Origin of the sequence: Corynebacterium pseudotuberculosis (genome assembly GCF_002155265.1) — a bacterium.
GTDB classification, from domain to species: domain Bacteria; phylum Actinomycetota; class Actinomycetes; order Mycobacteriales; family Mycobacteriaceae; genus Corynebacterium; species Corynebacterium pseudotuberculosis.
Window position 1 is genome coordinate 597,454 of the sequence record NZ_CP021251.1, and the last position, 23,244, is coordinate 620,697.

The 23,244-nt window shown below is 51.4% G+C and carries 19 protein-coding genes, 1 rRNA gene and 1 other RNA gene; 17 read left to right on the forward strand and 4 right to left on the reverse strand.

Annotation, left to right across the window (positions count from 1 at the left end):
* The first annotated feature begins 249 nt into the window (after positions 1-249).
* The 6 genes from CpATCC19410_RS02885 (at position 250) to CpATCC19410_RS02910 (ending at position 6,987) form a co-directional block, all read left to right on the forward strand.
* Positions 250-1,689 carry an amino acid permease gene (locus CpATCC19410_RS02885; protein WP_013241426.1) on the forward strand — a complete coding sequence of 480 codons (1,440 nt, stop codon included), beginning with the start codon at positions 250-252 and terminating at the stop codon, positions 1,687-1,689.
* Between the two features lie 304 nt (positions 1,690-1,993).
* Positions 1,994-3,475 (forward strand): methylmalonyl-CoA carboxytransferase subunit 5S, encoded by a 1,482-nt coding sequence (locus tag CpATCC19410_RS02890; RefSeq protein ID WP_014401047.1) that lies wholly within the window; start codon positions 1,994-1,996, stop codon positions 3,473-3,475.
* Between the two features lie 15 nt (positions 3,476-3,490).
* Positions 3,491-5,047, forward strand: coding sequence for an acyl-CoA carboxylase subunit beta (locus CpATCC19410_RS02895; RefSeq protein WP_013241428.1), 1,557 nt, complete (start codon positions 3,491-3,493; stop codon positions 5,045-5,047).
* 9 nt (positions 5,048-5,056) lie between these two features.
* The gene (locus tag CpATCC19410_RS02900) at positions 5,057-5,320 is read left to right on the forward strand and encodes a hypothetical protein (RefSeq protein ID WP_013241429.1); all 264 of its coding nucleotides are present in this window, start codon (positions 5,057-5,059) and stop codon (positions 5,318-5,320) included.
* A gap of 24 nt (positions 5,321-5,344) precedes the next feature.
* Entirely contained in the window at positions 5,345-5,707 is a 363-nt protein-coding gene (locus tag CpATCC19410_RS02905; protein WP_013241430.1) for a biotin/lipoyl-containing protein, read from the forward strand.
* A gap of 95 nt (positions 5,708-5,802) precedes the next feature.
* The gene (locus CpATCC19410_RS02910; protein ID WP_014300543.1) at positions 5,803-6,987 is read left to right on the forward strand and encodes a S1 family peptidase; all 1,185 of its coding nucleotides are present in this window, start codon (positions 5,803-5,805) and stop codon (positions 6,985-6,987) included.
* Between the two features lie 74 nt (positions 6,988-7,061).
* On the opposite strand, the gene hisN is transcribed toward CpATCC19410_RS02910, so the two are convergent.
* Complete coding sequence (gene hisN / locus CpATCC19410_RS02915) at positions 7,062-7,868, reverse strand: histidinol-phosphatase (protein ID WP_013241432.1); 807 nt, start codon at positions 7,866-7,868, stop codon at positions 7,062-7,064.
* Between the two features lie 41 nt (positions 7,869-7,909).
* Positions 7,910-8,794 carry an inositol monophosphatase family protein gene (locus CpATCC19410_RS02920; RefSeq protein WP_013241433.1) on the reverse strand — a complete coding sequence of 295 codons (885 nt, stop codon included), beginning with the start codon at positions 8,792-8,794 and terminating at the stop codon, positions 7,910-7,912.
* Between the two features lie 113 nt (positions 8,795-8,907).
* Between CpATCC19410_RS02920 and prfB the strand changes: the two genes are divergently transcribed.
* Positions 8,908-10,008 (forward strand): peptide chain release factor 2, encoded by a 1,101-nt coding sequence (gene prfB, locus CpATCC19410_RS02925; RefSeq protein ID WP_013241434.1) that lies wholly within the window; start codon positions 8,908-8,910, stop codon positions 10,006-10,008.
* A gap of 34 nt (positions 10,009-10,042) precedes the next feature.
* On the opposite strand, the gene CpATCC19410_RS02930 is transcribed toward prfB, so the two are convergent.
* Positions 10,043-10,516 carry a P-loop NTPase family protein gene (locus tag CpATCC19410_RS02930; RefSeq protein WP_014522695.1) on the reverse strand — a complete coding sequence of 158 codons (474 nt, stop codon included), beginning with the start codon at positions 10,514-10,516 and terminating at the stop codon, positions 10,043-10,045.
* Positions 10,517-10,576: 60 nt separating this feature from the next.
* A complete protein-coding gene (locus tag CpATCC19410_RS02935) occupies positions 10,577-12,205 on the reverse strand; it encodes an AbgT family transporter (protein WP_013241436.1) in 1,629 nt (542 codons plus the stop codon).
* 258 nt (positions 12,206-12,463) lie between these two features.
* Between CpATCC19410_RS02935 and ftsE the strand changes: the two genes are divergently transcribed.
* The 10 genes from ftsE (at position 12,464) to CpATCC19410_RS03000 (ending at position 23,085) form a co-directional block, all read left to right on the forward strand.
* Positions 12,464-13,153 (forward strand): cell division ATP-binding protein FtsE, encoded by a 690-nt coding sequence (gene ftsE, locus CpATCC19410_RS02945; protein ID WP_013241437.1) that lies wholly within the window; start codon positions 12,464-12,466, stop codon positions 13,151-13,153.
* Positions 13,154-13,174: 21 nt separating this feature from the next.
* Positions 13,175-14,077, forward strand: coding sequence for a permease-like cell division protein FtsX (gene ftsX, locus CpATCC19410_RS02950; protein WP_013241438.1), 903 nt, complete (start codon positions 13,175-13,177; stop codon positions 14,075-14,077).
* A gap of 106 nt (positions 14,078-14,183) precedes the next feature.
* Positions 14,184-14,675 (forward strand): SsrA-binding protein SmpB, encoded by a 492-nt coding sequence (gene smpB, locus CpATCC19410_RS02955; RefSeq protein WP_013241439.1) that lies wholly within the window; start codon positions 14,184-14,186, stop codon positions 14,673-14,675.
* A 136-nt stretch (positions 14,676-14,811) separates the two neighbouring features.
* Positions 14,812-15,193: a transfer-messenger RNA gene (gene ssrA, locus CpATCC19410_RS02960) on the forward strand.
* Between the two features lie 355 nt (positions 15,194-15,548).
* Positions 15,549-16,271, forward strand: a complete 723-nt coding sequence (locus CpATCC19410_RS02965) for a carbonic anhydrase (protein WP_013241440.1) — start codon at positions 15,549-15,551, stop codon at positions 16,269-16,271.
* A 609-nt stretch (positions 16,272-16,880) separates the two neighbouring features.
* Complete coding sequence (locus CpATCC19410_RS02975) at positions 16,881-17,873, forward strand: siderophore ABC transporter substrate-binding protein (RefSeq protein ID WP_013241442.1); 993 nt, start codon at positions 16,881-16,883, stop codon at positions 17,871-17,873.
* Positions 17,874-17,988: 115 nt separating this feature from the next.
* Positions 17,989-18,954, forward strand: a complete 966-nt coding sequence (locus tag CpATCC19410_RS02980; protein ID WP_013241443.1) for an ABC transporter permease — start codon at positions 17,989-17,991, stop codon at positions 18,952-18,954.
* Positions 18,947-20,005: an iron chelate uptake ABC transporter family permease subunit gene (locus tag CpATCC19410_RS02985; protein ID WP_014401050.1), complete on the forward strand. Its 1,059-nt coding sequence runs from the start codon at positions 18,947-18,949 to the stop codon at positions 20,003-20,005. Before CpATCC19410_RS02980 ends, CpATCC19410_RS02985 begins: the two co-directional genes overlap by 8 nt.
* Positions 20,002-20,757, forward strand: coding sequence for an iron ABC transporter ATP-binding protein (locus CpATCC19410_RS02990; protein WP_013241445.1), 756 nt, complete (start codon positions 20,002-20,004; stop codon positions 20,755-20,757). The genes CpATCC19410_RS02985 and CpATCC19410_RS02990 overlap by 4 nt, the downstream gene beginning before the upstream one ends.
* A gap of 808 nt (positions 20,758-21,565) precedes the next feature.
* Positions 21,566-23,085 (forward strand): 16S ribosomal RNA (locus CpATCC19410_RS03000).
* The last annotated feature ends 159 nt before the right edge of the window (positions 23,086-23,244 follow it).

A 23,244-nucleotide genomic window follows, 5' to 3' on the forward strand; every position in this document is an offset into this window, starting at 1 on the left:
GTGATTTTGATAAAAATGACGTAATTTAGTCACTAAAAATTTTATTTGTACTGTGATCTCCATTGCATTCTCTTTATTGTGGGCCTTTAACTAAAGTGCCCGCTAGCTGCGCAATGTGGTGTTGGGGTGCGTGAGAACGTCGAAAAGCTTTATGGATAACTATTACTTGATAGCTTTCGCCGTGTATTTTCTCCTTATTGCTTAGTGCACAATGCGCTGGGCTTAGTCCGAAAAGGTCGGTCAGATTTTATGGCGCATACAGATTCTTCATTTCTTACAGCGGATCAGGAGGGATACAAGACAACTCTGGGTTCACGCCACATCCAGATGATGGCACTGGGCTCTGCGATTGGTACGGGGCTCTTTATGGGAGCTGGCGGGCGTTTGGCCACTGCGGGGCCGTCGTTGGTTTTGGCGTACCTTATTTGTGGCTTTTTTGCTTTCTTTATTCTGCGTGCTGTCGGTGAACTTGTTTTGTATCGCGCGTCTTCCGGCGCGGTAGTCTCGTGGACTCGTGAATTTATGGGCGAGCGTGCGGGGTTTGTGGTGGGGTGGGTCTACTTTATGATGTGGGCCTTGACCGGAATTGCAGACACCACGGCTATCGCGATTTATCTGAAGTTCTGGAATCTTTTCTCGGATGTTCCGCAGTGGACACTTGCATTAGCCGCATTGGTTATTGTTTTGCTTCTGAACCTCATCTCAGTCCGCGTTTTTGGCGAGATGGAGTTTTGGTTTGCCATGATTAAAATAGCTGCAATTTGCCTGTTTATGGCCGTCGCAATCTTTTTTGTGGTCACGGGTCGCGTTGTGGTGGATCAGCCGGCGGGGCTTGCCAATATCCTTGATCACGGCGGGGTCTTTCCTACGGGATTTTTGCCTTTAATCGTTGTTATTAGTGGCGTGGTTTTCGCTTACTTTGGCATTGAGCTGATTGGCACTGCTGCGGGGGAGACTAAGGACGCAGAGAAAGAGATGCCCAAGGCTGTAAACAGCGTTATTTGGCGCATCATTGTGTTCTACTGTGGCTCGGTGTTGTTGTTGGCTTTGGTGCTTCCATACACCGCATATTCTGCAGGGGTCTCACCATTTGTCACCTTTTTTGATTCGATCGGTGTTCCTTCTGCGGGAACGATTATGAATCTGGTTGTTATCACCGCGGCTTTATCGTCTTTAAATGCCGGTCTGTATTCCACTGGGCGTACCATGCGCACCATGGCCAGGGCCGGAACGGCTCCGGAGGCGTTGGGCGCTTTTAATAAACGAGGTGTGCCTTTTGGCGGTATCGCGCTGAATTCTGCAGTGGTGCTAGTCGGCGTAGTTATCAACTACCTGGTTCCAGGAAAGGCGTTTGACATTGCTCTTAATATGACCGCAATCTGTGTGGTTATTAACTGGGCTTTCACCATCGTGTGCCATATGCAGATGATTAAAAAGGTGGAGGAACGCCCTGCCTTCCGGATGCCGTGGGCGCCCGTGACCAACTGGCTAACGCTAGGTTTCTTGGCGGTCATCGTTATCTTGATTGCCTCTGGTTCCTGGGACGGATTCCTAACTGTTGTTGCGTCTGTGTGCATGACTCCGTTGTTTGTTCTGGGGTGGCTGGCAACTCGGGGACAAGTGGAAAAACGTCGTGAGGAACATACTCGGGCGAATGACATAAAACAGGAGAGCGTTATAGAGGTCTAAGGTTTGTTTGCGCTCTGGTGCCGGGCAGAGGCGCTCTGTGAGGAGCTGCCGCTGCGCGGCCCGTTTTATAAGAATGATCACTTTGCGCAAACATTGTGACTAATTTATGGAATTTTCAATTTAGTGAAAAACTTCACAGGATATTTTCGGGATATCTGATCGGACATTTCCGAGCGCAAAAAGCCGTTTTACCTGAGAAAACAACGTGGTTCATCCGGTTTTTATTTGGGTTTTGTTTGTTTTGTGATCTATTTCGGATAAAACTACCGTGCAACTGAGCTCAAATCCGCATAGATTGTGAACTATGAGCCCAAGAAAAATTGGAGTGACTGAGGTCGCTTTACGCGACGCGCATCAGAGTTTGTTTGCAACTCGTATGGCTATGGAGGACATGGTTGATGCGTGTGAGGACATAGATAAAGCAGGATTCTGGAGCGTGGAGTGCTGGGGTGGTGCAACGTTTGATGCGTGCATCAGATTCCTTAATGAGGATCCCTGGGAGAGACTTCGCACCTTCCGTAAGTTGATGCCAAATTCCAAGCTCCAGATGCTGCTCCGCGGGCAGAACCTTCTGGGATATCGCCACTATGAAAACTTGGTAGTAGACAAGTTTGTTGAGAAGTCCAAGGAAAACGGCATGGATGTATTCCGTGTCTTTGACGCTCTCAATGATCCACGCAACCTAGAGCACGCTATGCGGGCGGTGAAGAAGGTTGATGGACACGCTCAGGGAACCATCTGCTACACCGTTTCACCACTACACACCGTTGAAGGATACGTTGAGCTTGCTGGTCGCCTTCTAGATATGGGGGCAGATTCCATCGCGCTGAAGGACATGGCAGCGCTTTTGAAGCCGCAACCAGCGTATGACGTTATCCGTGGAATTAAAGAGACCTACGGCGAAGATACTCAGATCAACGTCCACTGCCACTCCACCACCGGCGTCACGCTAGTAACTTTGATGAAGGCCATTGAAGCTGGCGCAGACGTTGTGGATACCGCCATTTCCTCTCTCTCACTCGGGCCAGGCCACAACCCCACCGAGTCTCTCGTAGAGATGCTTGAGGGCACCGACTACACCACTGACCTAGACATGGATCGCCTGATCAACGTGCGCGATCACTTCAAGGCAATCCGTCCAAAGTACAAGGAATTTGAGTCCAAGACGTTGGTGGATACCAACATCTTCCTCTCACAGATTCCTGGCGGCATGCTTTCTAACATGGAGAGTCAGCTGACCGCTCAAGGCGCCGGAGATCGTATCGACGAGGTGATGCGGGAGGTCCCAATCGTCCGCAAAGATGCAGGATACCCGCCACTGGTTACTCCATCTTCCCAGATCGTGGGAACCCAGGCTGTTTTCAACGTCCTTATGGGGCGTTACAAGGTAATGACTGCAGAATTTGCGGATCTGATGCTTGGTTACTACGGCGAGTGCATAGGCGAGCGCAATCCCGAAATCGTGGAGCAGGCAAAGGCACAGACCAAGAAGGAAGCTATTACTGTGCGTCCGGCTGACCTCCTTGAGCCAGAGTGGGATCACCTTGTGGAGGAAGCAAACAAGCTTGAAGGCTGCGATGGCACAGACGAAGACGTGCTTACCAACGCGCTGTTCCCAGGCGTCGCCCCAGGCTTCTTTAAAAACCGCCCCGAGGGGCCAAAGAATGTGGGTAAGGACCCATCAAAGATCAAGACCCGCGAGAATGAGGCCGTTCTCGAACCGATTACCTACAAGGTCACCGTGGGCGGTCGCAGCCAGACCGTCAAGGTCGAGCCCGCCGAGTAAAGGAGAACCGAAGACATGTCTCAAGAACCTACTATGTCTGAGCGCCTAGATCAGCTCGCTAAGGCTCGTCATGAGATCGAGCTAGGCGGCGGCGAAGCCAAAATTGAAAAGCAGCATGAGAAGGGCAAACTGACGGCTCGTGAGCGCGTCGCAGCGCTTCTCGACGAAGGCACCTTCCGTGAAATCGGCATGTTTGCCAAGCATCGCACTACTCACTTTGGTATGGATAAAGCAGTCGCGCCGGCAGACGGTGTTGTTACTGGCTCCGGAGCAATTTTTGGTCGTGCCGTTCACGTAGCCTCACAGGATTTCACCGTGATGGGCGGATCGGCTGGCGAAACCCAGTCCAACAAAGTTGCCGCGATGATGGAAGCTTCTGCTACCACCGGAACTCCTTTCATCTTTATCAACGACTCTGGCGGAGCTCGTGTGCAGGAGGGAATCGATTCTCTTTCCGGCTACGGCAAGGTGTTCTACCAGAACGTTCTTCTCTCAGGACTTGTGCCACAAATCTCGATCATCTCGGGACCTTGTGCTGGTGGCGCTGCGTATTCACCTGCTTTGACTGACTTCATCATTCAGACCCGTAAAGCCAACATGTTTATCACTGGCCCGGGTGTGATTAAGTCGGTTACGGGTGAAGAGGTCACCGCAGATGCTCTGGGCGGGGCGGATGCACATATGGCCAAGGCCGGAAACATCCATTTCATTGCTGATGATGACGAGCAAGCGGTTCTGATTGCACAGAAGCTGCTGAGTTTCTTGCCTCAGAACAATACGGAAGAGCCACCGGTTGTTGAACCAGATCCAATCGTTACCCCTGATGAGGAACTACGGGAGATCGTTCCAGTCGATGGCAAGCGTGGTTATGATGTCCGCGATATCATTTCGCGCGTTGTGGACCGCGGCGATTTCCTTGAAGTTCAGGCCGGATACGCCCAAAACCTTGTCGTTGGATTTGCCCGTATCGTAGGCCGTACCGTGGGCATCGTGGCCAACCAGCCAAACGTTATGTCCGGTGTATTGGACATCAACTCCTCGGATAAGGGCAGTCAGTTCATTCGTTTCTGCAACGCCTTTAATATTCCGCTGGTGACCTTTGTTGACGTTCCAGGCTTTATGCCTGGCGTTGCCCAAGAACACGGTGGCATTATCCGGCACGGCGCGAAGATGCTCTATGCATACTCAGCGGCTAGCGTGCCAAAGATCACGGTGGAACTGCGTAAGTCCTATGGTGGCGCACACCTAGCCATGTGCTCAAAGGACTTGGGAGCCGACCGCGTGTTTGCGTGGCCCACTGCAGAAATCGCAGTGATGGGTGCAGAAGGCGCAGTTAACGTGGTCTTCCGTAAGGAGATCGAGGCCGCGGAGGATAAGGAATCCAAGCGCAATGAGCTTATCCGCTTGTACAAGGAGACTTTCTCCACCCCATATATGGCGGCTTCTCGTGGATTGGTGGATGACATCATCGATCCTGCAGAAACCCGACTGCATATTGCAGACGCGCTTGAGGTCTTGGCTAACAAGCGAGTGGTTCGCCCAGCTAAGAAGCACGGCTTAGGCCCGGTATAAGGAGCAAAAGTGAGCGAATTAAACAGCGAGCAACTTGCTCAATTAGTCGCGAAACTTTCAGCGCGGCTTGATGCGGCGGAAGCTGAGCTTAAAGAGCTGCGCAAGCGTTCTGACGCTTCCATCCCAGAGGACGTCATCATTGCTATTTCTGCAGCGGTGTCCGCCTTCATGGGTAATCGTGGCACGATTAAGGCAGTCCGCTATTCCCGCGAAAGAACGTGGGCAGCACAGGGACGCCAGAAGGTCCAGCATCATATTCCGGGTCAGCCGTAGGCATCCAAAGGTAGAAGGTAAAACATGAAACTTAACGTGACAGTCAACGGGATCGCCTATTCTGTCGAGGTCGAGGTGGAAGAGGAGAAGCGCCAGATCGCTCCCATCTACTTTGGTGGCGGCTCAGGTGCAACTCATTCTGAACCAGCCAACGCGAGCGTCTCTGGTGTATCGGCAAACGCTGTTGTCGCACCGCTCGCTGGATCAGTCTTCAAAATCTTGGTTGAAGAAGGCGAAGAGATCGAGGCCGGCCAGGTCCTCCTGATCCTCGAAGCAATGAAGATGGAAACCGAGATTACGGCCCCTAACGCAGGTACTATTACCAGCGTTCGGGTTGCCGTCGGTGATTCCGTTCAGGGAGGTCAGGCCCTGATTACCATCGATTAAATTCGCGTTGATGTGGCGGGTTATGCGTACGCTCAAATACATGGTTATATGAGTGAGAAAAGCTCGTCTGAATAGCGAAAAGGAAGCCTCGGTACATGCGAAACCGCAATCCCCATACCCGTCGTTTGTTTATTACAGCAGCAATCACAGGGATGGCGGTCTTTGGTTCGCCAAGTGCCGGGGCTTCTGAGGCTGTTTCGCAGCCTGCTCCGGTCTCTGCGTGGGTTAATCAGGTATCTGAGCAACTTCGTGGCGTCGGTGTAGCTACCCCTCCTGTGGATCCGGCGATGATCGCTTCTGCAGACGCAGCGGTTGCTCGCATGCAAGCTGATGCGGACGCTTTTAATGCGAATGTTCACGCCGCAGGTGCACAAGCGCAAGCTGCTTTACATCAAATAGTGCGGCCTCAGCAGCCGCAGGCTGTTCACCCGGCGCCAGCACCACTTGAAAATACCCAGCCAACGCAAAAAGATGCGCAAGGTCGAACAATCCCCGAGGTGGTAAAGCGGGAAAAGGCCTTTGAGCCGATTATCGATGGTCCTAATTATCACTGGCGTACGGATCTTCTCTCGCAGTTCATGGCACAACATCCCGGAAAGGTTCTCAACCGAGTAGCCGGTAGCTGGTTTAACTCTCCGGATGTTCCAGCTGAATCTTTAGCCGCAGAAAAACGCGGGATCTCTCTGTATGGACCAGGAACCCCTGTGTATGTGGGAAAAAATTCTCTTTGTACTGTCGCTGCGACAGGACACGATTCCGCAGGGCGTGCGGTAGCTATTACCGCGGGACATTGTGGGGCAGTAGGACAAAGCGTTGAGTCTGCTGATTCTTGGCGGATTGGACCAAGCGGCACGGTCGCCCTTCGCGGTGATCGTTTGGACTATTCCGTTATTGAGCTTGGTTCTAATGCAGAAGTAACTAATGCGTACAACGGAATTCGCGTCAATTCTGTAGGAGGGCATAATCCTAATACTGGGGAGACCGCATGTAAGCAGGGAATAGCCACCGGACACTCCTGTGGGCATATCTGGAATAAAGACGCGCTAACTTCAATGTCCCAGATTTGTGCGCGGCAGGGTGACTCCGGTGCGCCTGTGATCGTGGGGGATCGCGTGGTGGGAATCGTCAAGAGAGGTGCTATTAATAACCAAGCTCTTGCATGCCACACACCATGGCAGGGGCCGCTGTTTATGCCCACGATCTCCACCAATATGGATGCGGTCCTCGCAGACATAAACGCGAAAAAAGGCGTGGGTGCTGGCTTCACACTAGCAAAATAGAAAACAAAGCAATAAGGCAGGTTTTGGCTGAAAGAATCAGCTGAAACCTGCCTTTTGGGCTTAATACCACGAGGCTAAGCACTCGGTTTTTGGGTCTTTGTCCCCAAAATATCCAGTGCTGCGTCATGGAGTAGCGCATTGGAAGCTACCGCACTGCCGCCGTGCGGCCCTGGCTCACCCGTAAGAGAAGTGAAAGTGCCGCCGGCTTCTTCTACCAGGACGGCTAAGGGCGCTAGATCCCATAGTGAGACTTCCGGTTCTGCCGCAATGTCTACTGCGCCTTCTGCAACGAGGCAATAAGACCAAAAATCCCCAAAGCCGCGCAGCCTCCACGTGCATTCGGTCAGATCAATAAAGCGCTGGTCCAAATCCAGGCTTTGCCAGCCGCTCAAGGATGAAAACGATAGGGAGGCATTGTCTAGGTGAGCAATGCGAGAGACCGACAATTTTGTGGGGGTCCCGCCGTTGAATGTGCGCCATGCCCCTTGGCCGGAGGCCGCCCACCAACGCCGGGCTAGCGCTGGCGCGGTGACCACTCCTACAACTGGGGTGCCGTCGACAAGCAAGGCGATAAGCGTTGCCCAAGCAGGGACGCCTCGCACAAAGTTTTTTGTGGCATCGATGGGATCAATGACCCATTGTCTTCCTTTAAATTCCACGTCACCGCCGAATTCCTCTCCCAGGATGGCATCGTCTGGGTAGCGTGCTGTGATGAGCTCCCGGAGGGCCTTTTCACAGGCGAGATCGGCGTCGCTTACGGGGGTCATGTCTGGTTTGGAATCTACAACCAGATCGGCTGACTCGAAGCGTGGGAAGGTTATCGCATCGGCAGCGTCGGCGAGTGACAGAGCAAAATCAAGGTCAGAATCATAAGAAGTCATACAAACCGGCTTTCTAAGACGTCGCGCGTAGAAGGAGCGGATTAATTCGCAGGGGGTAGACCGCGAAGAATCGTTGCGATTTCATTAGCAGCCTGCGGATTAGCTGCTACGCACCACGTCACGCCCGCGGCTTCAACCTTGATACACGTGCCGCCTACCCCTTCGACGAGGGCGCGGCCGGGCAGCCAATCCCAGTCCTGCACAGTGTGTTGGACATAGGCGCCTAAGGTGCCATCGGCAACTCCGCCTAGGTCAACTGAGCCTGCTCCGATCATTCGCCAACTAAGAAATGCCTGCGCAAGGGAAAGCCACGCGTTAAGCAGCGCTGGTTCCGCGATAAAAGGAGGGTTGAGATACGTCGCCATGCTAATGAGCTCAGTAGATTTATTCTCTAGCGCTGGCAGGGCTTTGCCGTCGCGGGTGGTGGGGATGTCTTTACCACCAAACCAGGTGTAACCCATTGCAGGTCGGTGCACGGCACCGAAACAGACCTTATCCGGGTGGGCCGGGTCGCCTTCTACAAGGGCGAGGGCGGAACACCAATAGTCCGAACCACTCACAAAATTGTAGGTGCCGTCTACCGGATCGATAACCCACGTGCGCCCGGAGGTTCCGGGTTTGTGGGTGCCTTCTTCACCTACAATGCCGTCTTCTGGTCGGAGCGCACTGATCACACCCGTAACAAACTGCTCGGCTGCTCGGTCGGCATCCGTAACCACGTCAGAGAGGGAAGTCTTAAAATCCGTAGATACTCCCTGCTCCCGCATCCGCCACGCCAAGCGGCCCGCATTGAACACCAGCGCTTGAGCTAAGTGCTCGTCCGAATCTTGATCGTGAGCGATAACAAAAGTCTTGGTGATCGTTGCGATCATGTCAGTTAGCGAGGAATGTAACGCAGTATCCCGAGGTTGATCCATATTCACCATTGTTGCCTTTTCCCAATGCAGTTGCCAACCGAGGAGGGGGTAACAACACACAAAAACCGGAACGGTGGGTGCAAAACGGAAGAGGGAGGTGTATCCCGCTAGACTAGTTTTCCATGCGCCCGGAAATTCTCGCTGCTCTCAACGAACTCGATGCCACCTTGACCACGATCGAAAAGGTTATGGATCCTGAGGAGCTAGCATCGCGCGTCCGTGAGCTGGAACAACAAGCTTCCGACCCCACGTTATGGGATAACCCTGACCATGCTCAGAAGGTGACCACGGAGCTGTCTTCGGTGCAAGCGCAGCTGAAGAAACTCACTAGCCTGCGGCAGCGTATCGACGACATGCCGGTGATGTACGAGCTCGCCGAGGAAGAAGGCGACGACACTGAGCTTGCCGACGAAGAACTGGCCGAGCTTACCTCAGAGATCGAATCCCTAGAGGTGAAGACTATGCTTTCTGGCGAGTATGACGCGCGTGAGGCCGTGATCAATATTCGTTCTGGGGCAGGTGGCGTTGACGCCGCAGACTGGGCGGAGATGTTGATGCGCATGTACGTGCGCTGGGCGGAAAAAAATGATCGCAAAGTTGATATTTATGACATCTCATATGCAGAAGAAGCAGGTATCAAATCAGCGACGTTCGTTGTCCATGGTGAATACATGTATGGCCAGCTTTCTGTAGAGCAAGGCGCACACCGGCTAGTACGAATCTCACCATTTGATAATCAAGGCCGCCGGCAGACCTCATTTGCAGAGATAGAAGTCCTTCCGGTGGTGGAGCAGACCGACCACATTGATATCCCTGACTCCGAAGTGCGTGTGGATGTCTATCGTTCCTCCGGGCCCGGCGGGCAGTCCGTGAATACTACAGACTCAGCCGTGCGTTTAACGCATATTCCTACCGGGATCGTGGTCACCTGCCAAAACGAGAAGTCCCAGATCCAAAATAAGGCCTCTGCCATGCGTGTCCTTCAAGCCAAACTCTTGGAGAAGAAGCGCCAGGAAGAACGAGCTGAACTCGATGCCTTGGGTGCAGGCGGCAATGCCTCGTGGGGAAACCAAATGCGTTCCTATGTGCTGCACCCGTATCAAATGGTGAAAGACCTGCGTACCAATTATGAAGTCAATGATCCCCAAAAGGTCCTCGACGGAGACCTTGATGGCTTCCTAGAAGCAGGTATTCGTTGGCGTATGGCGCAGCAGGAGCAATAACAGAGGAGAACCTTGGGGGCGTGGATAAGCAATTTTATCGACGCCGAATTTCGGTTTTCCCTGAATATTTCTCTGCAATCTCCGCATAGTGCTTGCGTTTTTCTTTTGTGCACGAGTCCCACAGCACCCATTTGAGAAAGACACAATCAATTTTCTCTGGGCATCCTCTTGCCATATCTGGTCGCGTTGTCCCGTAGTAACGGACTAGGCGCAGAAAAACTCGCCATAATCTGATTGCGCGCGGCACGAGGACCAAGATGATGCGGTCGGCCTCAGCTAATCGACGCTCCTCAGATAAGAGTGCATAGTTGCCGTCAATGATCCAATCGCTATGTGCGTTGAGAAAAGCCTCTACGGTTGCGGATTCTTCTGCCAAATTCCGTTCCACCCAGCCGGCTGAAAAGTGAATCGAATCAAGATGCAAGACTGGAGCATTCAACTGGGAACCTAGGCGGCGGGCAAGCGTCGATTTTCCGCCACCTGAATACCCCATAATGGCAATCTTCATCTTTTGAGAATAACCCACGGGTATAGCGCAGAACGGCAGTTTAGTTCTCAGATCTTGGCTTTAGCCATAATGAATAGGAGTTCCGGGGCCGATAGGAATGCCCAGGAAGTACCACACAACAAAGAACAAGAACCATCCCACCAGCATGGAGATGGAGTAGGGGAGAGCCAAGGACATGAGAGTTCCCACGCCTGCAGGTTTGTAATAACGCTGGAGAAAAGTCAGCGCTAGAGCAAAGTAGGGGCTCATGGGAGTAATGATGTTTGTTGGGGAATCGCCTATGCGAAACAGCATTTGCGAGACTTCTGGAGAAACTCCTATGTACATCATCATAGGAACGATTACCGGTGCCATAAGCGCCCACTGAGCTGAACCCGATGTGATGGCCAAGTTGAGCGCAGCAACCATCACCACGAGTGCTCCGAATAACACGTAGACCGGAAGATCCCATTGCTGGAGTAATTCCGCCCCCTTAATCGCGGTCCACATTCCTAGGTTTGACCATTGAAACCACGCAAGGAACTGCGCAACCATAAAAAACAAGACGATCATAGGGATAAGCGTTTTAAGGCCGCGTCCCATGAACTCGGGAATGTCTCCCAACTTTGTAATCGTTTTTGCTGCAACGCCATAAACTATGCCTAATCCCAAAAACATCATTGCAATAGGAACCGCGATCGCTTTGATCAAGGGGCTGGACAGTGCCCCTTCTGCTGAATAAAGCGGTGAAAAGGGAACAAACAGCAGCGCAAAGTATGCGGCAAGCATGAGTACAAAAGCTCCTCCAGCACAGGCCAACGCGCGAGCCTCGCTAGGATGAAGCTCGATTTCTTGTGCGAGCTCATCATCTGTTTCCTCCCTATGAGGCTGTGCGCCGGGAGAGTCGCCCGCATTATTGGAAAAAGTGAGCGCGGAATGATCGATGCGGTCATGGTCTACTAGCTCGCGGGCTTTCTTTTTTATAAAGAGCTCAGTGACCAATGTGATGATCAACGCAAGCACGATGGATGAGGCCACTACAAAGAAATAGTTTGCAAGGGGAGAAACATGGTAATCCGGATCTACAAGTTGCGCCGCAGAAGTAGAAATTCCGCCCAATAGTACATCAGTGATATTCAGAATTAGGCTGGCATTAAACCCCGCCGAGGATGCGGCGAATGCCACCATTGCTCCTACGATCGGTGACCTACCAAGAGCCCGAAAACTCATGGCGCCTAAAGGAATAAGTATGACGTAAACGGCATCGGATGCAATAGAACCCGTAACTCCAGCCAGCGCCACAACAAAGGTCAGCGTGCGCGGGCCAACCTTAGTTACCATGGCTCGAATAAGTGCGCTGATAAATCCGGAGTGCTCTGCTACAGCGACTCCGAGCATAACGGTAAGGATCACTCCGAGGGGTGGAAAAGTCACAAAGTTATTAACCGCCTCAGTAAGCATTTTGCTTATGCCGTCTTTGGTAAGGAGATTGGTCACGGCAACTGGAGAATTATCCTGGGGATTAATGGCGATCATGCCGGCCTTGGAACCTAGCCAGCTACTTATGGCTACTAGTCCGGCGAGAATAACAAAAAGCCAGAAGGGATCGGGCAGCAAATTGCCCGCGCGCTCCACGAATCCGAGAAATCCTTGTGACTTGGGTGGGGCGTCGTTCTTGTTTTCTAAAGTCTGCTCTGAAGTCGTGCTCATTTCTGGGCTCCGATCTTTGGGAAAGTGATGGGCGCTAGTTTAACGTGACTAAAGTGACGCGACTCATAAATTTATAAAAACTTTACTCATGTGGGGTGGCGGGGTGAGGGGGAATCTAAATATGTGCATGTAATTATGCGTGCGCTCCAGATTGTGCTGTTCGGCATGTCACCCATGACGTCATGTGTGTAGGGAAATTCGTTCCCATTTGTCACAAGCGTTTCAATTGTCACAATGGTTTGGCTAAGGTGTTCAAGTGTGATCACGTTCGACAAAGTCACCAAGTCATATAAAACATCTACGAGGCCGGCGCTGGATAACCTCTCGCTCACTATTGAGAAAGGCGAGTTTGTTTTCCTCATCGGCCCCTCCGGCTCGGGAAAATCCACCTTCTTGCAGCTCATGATCAGAGAGGAGAACCTCACGAGCGGTGATCTTTACTTGTCAGATTTTCACGTGAATAAGCTGCATGGCCGGCAGATTAACAAACTGCGCCAGCACATTGGTTACGTCTTTCAGGATTTCCGCCTTTTGCAAAAAAAGACGGTTTACGACAACGTGGCCTTTGCTTTGGAAGTTATTGGAACAAGGAAAAGTCGCATCAACAAGCTCGTACCAGAAACCTTGGAGATGGTGGGGCTTTCTGGAAAAGCACATCGTATGCCCCACGAGCTCTCCGGCGGCGAGCAGCAGCGTGTGGCCGTAGCCCGCGCTTTTGTGAACCGACCATTGCTTTTGCTTGCCGACGAGCCCACCGGAAACCTGGACCCTGAGACCTCCGATGGCATCATGGTTTTGCTCAATCAAATTAACAAGACGGGCACGACTGTTGTTATGTCTACCCATAATGCGCGAGCGGTCAATGACATGCGTCGTCGTGTTATTGAACTCAACCTGGGCAAACTCGTGCGCGATGACGCCCATGGTGTCTATGGCGAAGCTCAATAGGTGCAATAGGTAAGGAACCTCATGAAACTTGGATTTGTATTCCGAGAGGCCTTCCGCGGGCTCGGACGTAACATAACGATGACCATTGCGCTCATCATCACCACGGCTATTTCCCTAGCTCTTTTGGCTACCGGATTCCTGGTAACTCACATGACTGAGGCGACAAAAGATATCTATCTTGATCGTGTAGAGGTTATGGTGCAGTTGGACGAGGATATCTCTGCTAATGACAAAGACTGTACGTCGGATGCCTGCAAACAAGTGCGCCAAAAGCTCGATGGGCAAACAGGCATCGAGTCTGTAACATTCCGCAGCCGGGAGCAGTCATATCAGCGATTTGTTGAGGTTTTCAAGGACACGGACCCGCAGCTTGTCGCAGAAACATCTAAAGATGCCCTGCCTGCGGCGTTGCATGTTCGCCTTGTAGATCCCTTGGACACCAAGCCTCTTGATGCAGTTCGCGGCATGGAACAGGTGAGCACCATAGTGGATCAAGTAGATGATTTACGTGGAGCTACGGATAACCTTGATGCCATCCGTAACGCGACGTTTATTTTTGCGGCAATTCAGGCGGTCGCAGCCGTGTTCCTAATTGTCAACATGGTGCAAATCGCTGCTTTTAATCGTCGTGAAGAAATTTCGATCATGCGCATGGTGGGGGCCTCTCGTTGGTATACCCAAGCCCCCTTTGTTCTTGAAGCGGTGATCGCCGCATTCTTTGGTGCTGTGCTTTCCGGCGTTGCTTTGTTTGGCGGCAAGGAATGGGTGGTGGATAAGACACTTAAAGGCCTCTACGATTCCCAACTCATTGCGAGAGTAGGTAACTCCGATATCTGGGCAGTAGCTCCTATCGTGGCGGTTATTGGTGTGGTCTTTGCCGCTATCACTGCTCAAGTCACGCTCCGCTGGTATGTGCGCAAATAGGGTCGCATAAACCAGGGACGGGAATAAGAATGCTAGCCTTCCGCACCTTCTGGTGTGGAAGGTTTTTGTATGCACAAGGCGGGGACAAGGTAGCATCAGTGGCATTATGGCGAAGAAGAAAAAAGCTGCAAACAATAATCCTGTGATAGCGACTAACCGCAAGGCTCGTCATGATTACAAGATTCTCGAGTCCTATGAATGCGGCATTGTCCTCCTGGGCACGGAAATTAAATCACTGAGAGAGGGCAAAGCCTCTCTTGTTGATGCCTTCGCCACTATTGATGAGGGGGAGGTCTGGCTCCGTAACCTCAACATTCCGATTTATTCCATGGGATCGTGGACTAATCACAGCCCTAAGCGGACTCGTAAGCTGCTTATGCACCGCCGGGAGATTGACTCGCTGATGGGTAAGGTGCGCGATGGCAATAAAACGCTTGTGCCGTTGTCCCTCTATTTTTCCGGCGGGCGGCTCAAAGTGGAACTTGGCCTTGCCCAAGGCAAACAGGATTATGACAAACGCCAAGACATCAAACGCAGGACTGAAGAGCGTGAAGTGGTCAGGGAACTTGGCCACCGCGTTAAGGGCATCCACGCATAAAACCTCGCCTACAGCTTGTCGACGTCCCCTCGACGGGCATACAAGCAACAGAAGGATTTGAAGCTGCTTCTTGCTCGGAGTAGGATGATCCGAACTACGGATATGCTGCACAGCATCCCAATCCGTAGCCGCATGAGGGGCTGATTTTGGTTTCGACTGCGTAGATTGAGCCAGGGGAAGCGTGCCGGTGCAGGCTAGAGACCACCGTAAGCGTCGTAGCAAACTGATAAGCGCCGAGAAGACTCAGCGCGACTACGCCCTCGCTGCCTAATTTGCAGCGACCTGCGTGTCTGTCAGCCTAGGTTTGTCTCTGGCCTAGTGTCTGGCATCGACTAAGAGACTTGCTGATTCCATTGTGTCAACGGGATGGATCGGGACTTTTACCGATGACTGGGCTCATCATCCGGATGTGTTCGTCCTAGCCGGAGAGCCGAGTAGAGATCTATGCGCGAACTGCGCACGGAGAAGCCCTGGCGAGGTTGCGTAGGACCCGGGTTCAATTCCCGGCAGCTCCACAATTGTCCCCGCTCATCATTACGGTGAGTGGGGATTTTTCTGCCTGTAGAACCTAAGTCGCAAGAATAAAAAGGTGCCCCGAAGGTTTAGGGCATAGGCGACATAGCAATCTCGCAAAAAGATGGTTTTACGCCAGTTTTAAGAGAGTTTACTCACATATTTCTTTATTTGTGAGGACTCCTATAACACACAAACAGATTTTATTATTTCTTCTGCTCAAGCAATGTTTCAACTCAATATGTGTGGGTATTCTGTGCATAACTGATCGCAGGTTGAGTCACTTGTCGCTGCTCATTGCCTAAAACAAAAATGTTATATTTTTGAATCAAAAGTACGACTAGAGACTGGAGCTTGCACATGTCTACAAGGAAGTCCTACAGCCGTCGCCAGATTTTACGAGCCCTGGGGTTTGGTGCTGGAGCCACAGCGCTCGCCGCCTGCACAACTGGGCCAACTAAAGCATCTCAGGGTACGGGTGATCCCATTGCGGATGGAATCAACAAATTTGAGGATTCCATCTACCCCGACAATAAAAAGCTCTATGAGGACATGGCGGATTCCCAATCTCCTCACACTTTGGTGGTCACATGCTCAGATTCGCGCATTGATGCAGAAACTCTCTTGTCTGCCAAGCCTGGTGAGCTGTTCCATTTACGTAATATCGCCAACATTGTGCCGCACGCCAGCAAGCCAGACTTTGGGATGCTTGCCCCGGTGGAATATGCGGTGGCCAGCCTGGAGGTTTCTACGATCGCTGTTATTGGCCACTCTAATTGTGGGGGAATGGCGGCGCTTCAGCACCTCGATGACTACGCAAAAAAGCTTCCAGCTACACATGATTGGCTGACCCGATCTAAGGACGTACTTGCTCGTCTTGAGGGGGAGCGCAAAGCTGAAGATTTCTCGCTTCGCTTGGAAAGAGCCAATGCGGCGGCCCAGCTAGAGAACTTGATGTCTCATCCCTTTGTGTCGGATCGGGTAAATGCTGGCGCTCTCAAGCTGGAAGCGTATCACTATGACATCGGTAAAGGTGACGTGACCAAGTTTGATCAGAAGAAAGGCATCTTTGTGGATGTCTAGCTGAACACTGCGGCGGTTTATACAGCTTGTGTTGTAGGGGCTGCTACATGTGTGCGTCGATAAGCAAACTTTGTGATTGCTTTTGTAGTGCTTTCTGTGTGCTCAGTGGCGCCGTGTTATTGGCGGCGAACAAAAAGAAAAAGTTTGTTGCCATAAAAGCGCTATTTTGTGCAGTGGTTTTGCGCTCGGCTGCCGGTGTGAAACTGAATCGCTGCCTGCATCACCTGTTGTATCTGGGAACTTTTTTGAGGGGGCTACATTCCGAAAGGTGTGAATGGCTTTGGATGTGACTGGTCTCCAAAGTGGCCATGAAAAAAGTTCATTGAGGCAAACTATTATCTTCATTCCCAACTCCAAAAGTGGGTGATGTTAGCGAATGTTCTATCGGTGATATTGTCTTGGGGTGGGATACTTTACCCCCTTATGGGTTCGAGCTTTTGTTTGGTTATTGCTGTGAGCTGCATGTAAGCGAAATCGGGAGGGGCGGCCTGGCCGGGATGTCCAAAAATCTTGTCTTTTCCTGAGGGGCTCTATAGCTTTGATCGAGTGAAAGCAAGCCTGCACTTACTGAGGTTTGCCAATCCCATCTCAATTAAGGATAAGAGTCTTATGGTCTCCAGATTTACTAAGTTCGCTGCAGTTTTTACAGCTGCGGGTCTTGCTTTGAGTGCTTGTAGCGATTCGGGCATTAAAGATAGCGCCGCGAGCGTGCAGTCGAAGGAAAATACCGTGACTGTTCAGGACAACTACGGAAAAGTCGAGATTAAAACTCCTGTTGAGCGAGTTGTTGCTACGGATAACCGCACATTCCAGGTCTTGGATCAGTGGGGGGTAACCCCTGTTGCAGTACCTAAGCCTATCGCGCCGTCGACTGTGCCTAACTTCCTTAACAATGATCAAATCGTGGATCTGGGAACCCACCGCGAGCCCAACCTTGAGGCAATGGTGGCCACTGATCCAGATTTGATCATCTCTGGCCAGCGCTTTTCGCAACATTACAAAGAGATGAAAAAGCTCAATCCCGGCGTTCCTATTGTGGACTTTGAGCCCCGTGATGGAGAACCCTTCGACGCGGAACTTAAGCGTCAGGTGACTGAGATGGGCGTTATTTTTAACAAAGAAGGCGAAGCTAAAAAGCTTGTAAAAGATTTCGAGGATTCTGTAGCTCGGGCAAAGAAGGCCTATAACGGATCTGACAAAGTTATGGCTGTGAACGTATCTGGAGGCTCAATCGGCTACATTGCGCCGCACGTCGGCCGCGTCTATGGTTCCGTTTTTGATCTATTGGGTCTCAAGCCTGCGCTACAGATTGAGGGTGCCTCCTCCAATCACAAAGGTGATGATATTTCTGTAGAGGCGATTGCAGACTCGAACCCTGACTGGATTTTTGTCCTCGACCGCGATGGCGCAATCATGGCTAACGACGCAAGCTACACTCCTGCTAAAGACGTGATCGCTAAGAACCAAGCACTAGCGGGAATTACTGCGGTAAAGAACCAAAAAGTGCTCGTTGCTCCACAGGATACTTATCGTAACGAGTCGATCATCACGTACACGAAGATCTTTAACTCGATTGCCGATGCTTTCGAGCAAGGTAAATAAAGCCTGCTTCCTGAGCGGTGGATTTTGTTAAAAGACTGGGGATTGCTAGCCAAGAGGTTAAGCAATCCCCGTTCTGCCGTTCATTACTGATATTTGATCGTAGAACTCGATTTTTATGAAAACACATACTACGTTGGCGCAGCGCTTTAACATTCGCCTTCTGCTCGCGGCATGTGCTGTGGTTTGCTTGCTCATAGTCTCTCTCCTTACCGGCGAATATGACATTTTTTCGGGTGGAGAGGTAGACATTTTTGGTATTACTCGGATACCGAGGACCGTAGCGCTCGTCCTAGCAGGAGCTGCGATGGCTATGTCCGGCCTTGTGATGCAAATGATCACGCAGAACAGGTTCGTGGAACCGACTACTACAGGAACCACGGAATGGGCAGGACTGGGACTGCTCTTCTGCATGCTGACGTTCCCACAAGCCAGCATTCTGGATCGCATGCTTTCCGCGGTGGTCTTTTCTTTCGCCGGAACAATGGTCTTTTTCCTTTTCTTGCGCAGAGTCTCCTTGCGTTCTTCGCTGGTAGTTCCGATCATTGGAATCATGTTGGGTGCTGTGGTCAGTTCGGTTTCTACTTTTGTTGCACTAAAAACTGACACCTTGCAGACCTTGGGGGTGTGGTTCCAGGGAAGCTTCACCTCTGTGTCCAAGGGGCAATACGAGGTTCTGTGGGCGGTAGCGCTAGTGGTTGTCGCGGTCTTTTTCTATGCGGATCGTTTAACTGCCACGGGGCTAGGGGAGGACATAGCAACCAATATTGGCGTCAATTACAACCGTATGGTCCTTATTGGTACGGCATTGATCGCTCTTGCAACTGGAGTGGTTACCGTAGTGATTGGCAATCTTCCTTTCCTGGGGCTTATTGTCCCTAACCTGGTTTCCATTTTTAGGGGAGACGATTTGCGAGGAAACCTACCGTGGGTGTGCCTAAGCGGGATAGGCCTAGTTACGATCTGTGACCTTATCTCGCGTACCATCATTTCTCCCTTTGAGGTACCGGTTTCCGTGGTATTAGGCATGTTTGGTGCCTTTGTTTTTGTCGGTCTCATTGTGAGGCAGGTTCGACGTGGCTAGGAAGCTGGTTCAAGAAAAAACCGGGGCCGATGTGCAGGATTTGGCCACTACTCGGAGATCCGGGGCGTTTCAGACGCGCCGGGAGCAACGGCGATATTGGATAATTCTTTCCATCGTTGTTTTTGCTGGTTTGTCCTGTGCTTTTGGGCTTTTGGTATACAAAAATCCGATGCCTTTTGGTACGCAGCGTTTTTGGTTAATCGCAGAGCGGCGCACAAACGCCATTATCGCGATGGCTGTGGTGGCTTTTTGTCAGTCGTTGGCCACAGTGGCGTTCCAGACGGTGACAAATAATAGGATTATTACACCGTCAATTATGGGATTTGAGTCGCTGTACCGTGTGATTCATACGTCGACAGTGTTTTTCTTTGGCTCCGTGGGGCTTATGCAGTCGCGCACTATTCCGATGTTTCTCCTGCAGCTTGCGTTGATGATCGGTCTTTCGATGATGCTTTACGCATGGTTGCTTACTGGCAAAAACTCTAATATGCATGCGCTGCTGCTCATTGGAATTATTATCGGCGCTGGCTTGGGCAGCCTGGCAACTTTTATGCAACGGTTGCTCACCCCAAGTGAATTCGACGTATTAACTGCAAGGCTTTTTGGCTCTATTAGCAATGCCGATCCCGTGTATTTCCCGATCGCCATACCTTTGGTGCTCGTGGCCGGTGGGATACTTCTTATGCTGGCAAGGCATCTCAACTTGCTACAGCTGGGGCGAGAGGTAGCGATCAACGCCGGGGTGAATTATAAAGTTTTGTCGGTGCTTATTTTGGCCCTGGTATCTGTGCTTATGGCCACGTCAACCGCACTAGTTGGGCCAATGACATTTCTAGGCTTTTTGGTGGCTACCTTGGCTTATCAATGTGCAAACACTTTTGATCACAGGTACGTCTTTCCTATGGCGTGGGCGTTGGGTTTTGTGATTCTCACGTCTGCATATTTTGTGATGAACCATATTTTCTACGCCCAAGGTGTGGTATCCATCATCATTGAACTTGTGGGCGGAATTATTTTCCTGATAGTCATTCTGAAAAAGGGGCGCCTGTGATTCGGCTAGAACAAGTAGCAAAGAACTACAACAGCGAGGTCTCCATTGGCCCTGTTGAACTTGAAATTCCTCAAGGCGGTATCACGGCTTTTATCGGCCCCAATGGGGCTGGAAAATCCACGCTTTTGACGATGATCGGAAGACTTTTGCCTATCGACGCCGGCCAGATATCCGTAGCCGGCTACGATGTTGCGGCTACCAAATCTCAGGACCTGGCAAAAATTATCTCCATCCTTAGGCAAGAAAACCACTTTATTACCCGTCTTAGCGTGCGCCAGCTGGTTGGTTTTGGTCGATTCCCCTATTCAAAAGGGAAGTTAACCAAACAAGATGAGGAGATCGTTTCCAGATATATCGATTTTCTTAATCTCCGCCCACTGGAAAACCGCTATCTGGATCAGCTTTCGGGCGGTCAACGCCAGCGTGCTTACGTGGCCATGGTCTTGGCGCAGGAAACTGACTATGTGCTTCTCGACGAACCCCTCAACAACTTGGATATCGCTCATTCTGTGGAAATGATGCGTCACCTGCGCGATATTGCGCGCGACTTGGGGCGAACAGTCATAGTCGTTCTCCATGACATCAATTTCGCCGCACGGTATGCCGACTACATCTGTGCAGTTAAGGACGGAAGCGTAGTGCATTTTGGTCCGGTAGCTAGCGCAATGGACAGCGAGGTACTGACCCGAATATTCAATACCCCGGTGCGAGTTATTGATGGCCCCGACGGTCCATTGGCTTGTTACCACTGACACTGGCGCTGAAGCACCGTAGGAATTTTTCCTGCGGTGCTTTGCTGTTTTTATCGCCTTGTTGATTAAAGCTTGTTTGAAAAGCGTTAAAAAACGTGTTCTGACCTGGGGATTTGTGTGTTGTGTTGAGGGTGTGTAACTTTATGTGAGTCGCCGCGACCGACAGCGCCCCTCACAGAGGCAAACACCACACAGTGGTTGTTGATTAGTGAGTGTAAGGCGAGAGGAAAACGAGCAGGCGATAAACAAAAATTATTCTTACATTCAGTACATGCTGGCTTTGTGGTTGGTGTGTGTGGGTGTGGGTGTGTTGTTTGAGAACTCAATAGTGTGCCAATGTACTTATAATATTTTTTATGGTTGACATGGCGGTAGCTACGTTGTGTAGTGGCAGCAATATGTTTTGTTACATGGTTGTGTGATGATCACGATGGTGCAGTATCGACCGGCAAGTGTGGCTTGCTTGTAAAAGATTGTGCTGTTTGTGGAAAAAATGTTGTTGACATGAGGCGTTGTTATGGTGCTGATGCGTGCATGATGTTGTGTTGTGTGGGTGTTGGTGGCTGTGGAAACGTGTGATGCTTGTGCTGTGATGCTCTGGGTGTTGTGCTTGGGGTGTTGTGGTGTGGGTGTTGGGTGATTGTTGTGTTGTCTCGTCAAGGCATCGATGGTCACTGTTTTGTTGTACTTTTTTCATTGTTTTTTGTTGAATGATCAATGAAATGTTTTTTTTTGTTGGTTGTTTGTTTTTTGCCAGTTTTGGTTGGGCTTTTCACGAAGCCTGGTTGGTCTTTTATTGGACTGATTTTTTGTGGAGAGTTTGATCCTGGCTCAGGACGAACGCTGGCGGCGTGCTTAACACATGCAAGTCGAACGGAAAGGCCCCTTCGGGGGTGCTCGAGTGGCGAACGGGTGAGTAACACGTGGGTGATCTGCCTCGTACTCTGGGATAAGCCTGGGAAACTGGGTCTAATACTGGATAGGACCGCACTTTAGTGTGTGTGGTGGAAAGTTTTTTCGGTACGAGATGAGCCCGCGGCCTATCAGCTTGTTGGTGGGGTAATGGCCTACCAAGGCGTCGACGGGTAGCCGGCCTGAGAGGGTGGACGGCCACATTGGGACTGAGATACGGCCCAGACTCCTACGGGAGGCAGCAGTGGGGAATATTGCACAATGGGCGCAAGCCTGATGCAGCGACGCCGCGTGAGGGATGACGGCCTTCGGGTTGTAAACCTCTTTCGACAGGGACGAAGCTTTTTGTGACGGTACCTGTATAAGAAGCACCGGCTAACTACGTGCCAGCAGCCGCGGTAATACGTAGGGTGCGAGCGTTGTCCGGAATTACTGGGCGTAAAGAGCTCGTAGGTGGTTTGTCGCGTCGTCTGTGAAATTCCGGGGCTTAACTCCGGGCGTGCAGGCGATACGGGCATAACTTGAGTGCTGTAGGGGAGACTGGAATTCCTGGTGTAGCGGTGGAATGCGCAGATATCAGGAGGAACACCGATGGCGAAGGCAGGTCTCTGGGCAGTAACTGACGCTGAGGAGCGAAAGCATGGGGAGCGAACAGGATTAGATACCCTGGTAGTCCATGCCGTAAACGGTGGGCGCTAGGTGTGAGGGTCTTCCACGACTTTCGTGCCGTAGCTAACGCATTAAGCGCCCCGCCTGGGGAGTACGGCCGCAAGGCTAAAACTCAAAGGAATTGACGGGGGCCCGCACAAGCGGCGGAGCATGTGGATTAATTCGATGCAACGCGAAGAACCTTACCTGGGCTTGACATATACAAGATCGGCGTAGAGATACGTTTTCCCTTGTGGTTTGTATACAGGTGGTGCATGGTTGTCGTCAGCTCGTGTCGTGAGATGTTGGGTTAAGTCCCGCAACGAGCGCAACCCTTGTCTTATGTTGCCAGCACGTGATGGTGGGGACTCATGAGAGACTGCCGGGGTTAACTCGGAGGAAGGTGGGGATGACGTCAAATCATCATGCCCCTTATGTCCAGGGCTTCACACATGCTACAATGGTCGGTACAACGCGTTGCGAGCCTGTGAGGGTGAGCGAATCGCTGAAAGCCGGCCTCAGTTCGGATTGGGGTCTGCAACTCGACCCCATGAAGTCGGAGTCGCTAGTAATCGCAGATCAGCAACGCTGCGGTGAATACGTTCCCGGGCCTTGTACACACCGCCCGTCACGTCATGAAAGTTGGTAACACCCGAAGCCCATGGCCCAACCAGTTTCTGGGGGGAGTGGTCGAAGGTGGGATCGGCGATTGGGACGAAGTCGTAACAAGGTAGCCGTACCGGAAGGTGCGGCTGGATCACCTCCTTTCTAAGGAGTTTTTGTTTTTCAATGGGCACTGGTTGGTGTTTGTTGTTTATTTTTTTAATCCGGGTGGATCGGTGTTGTGTGTGATTGTGTGCTGCTAACAGTTGGTGGCTGTGCATGGTTGTGTGATGGTGTGTTGTTGTGTGTTGTGTTGATTGTGGG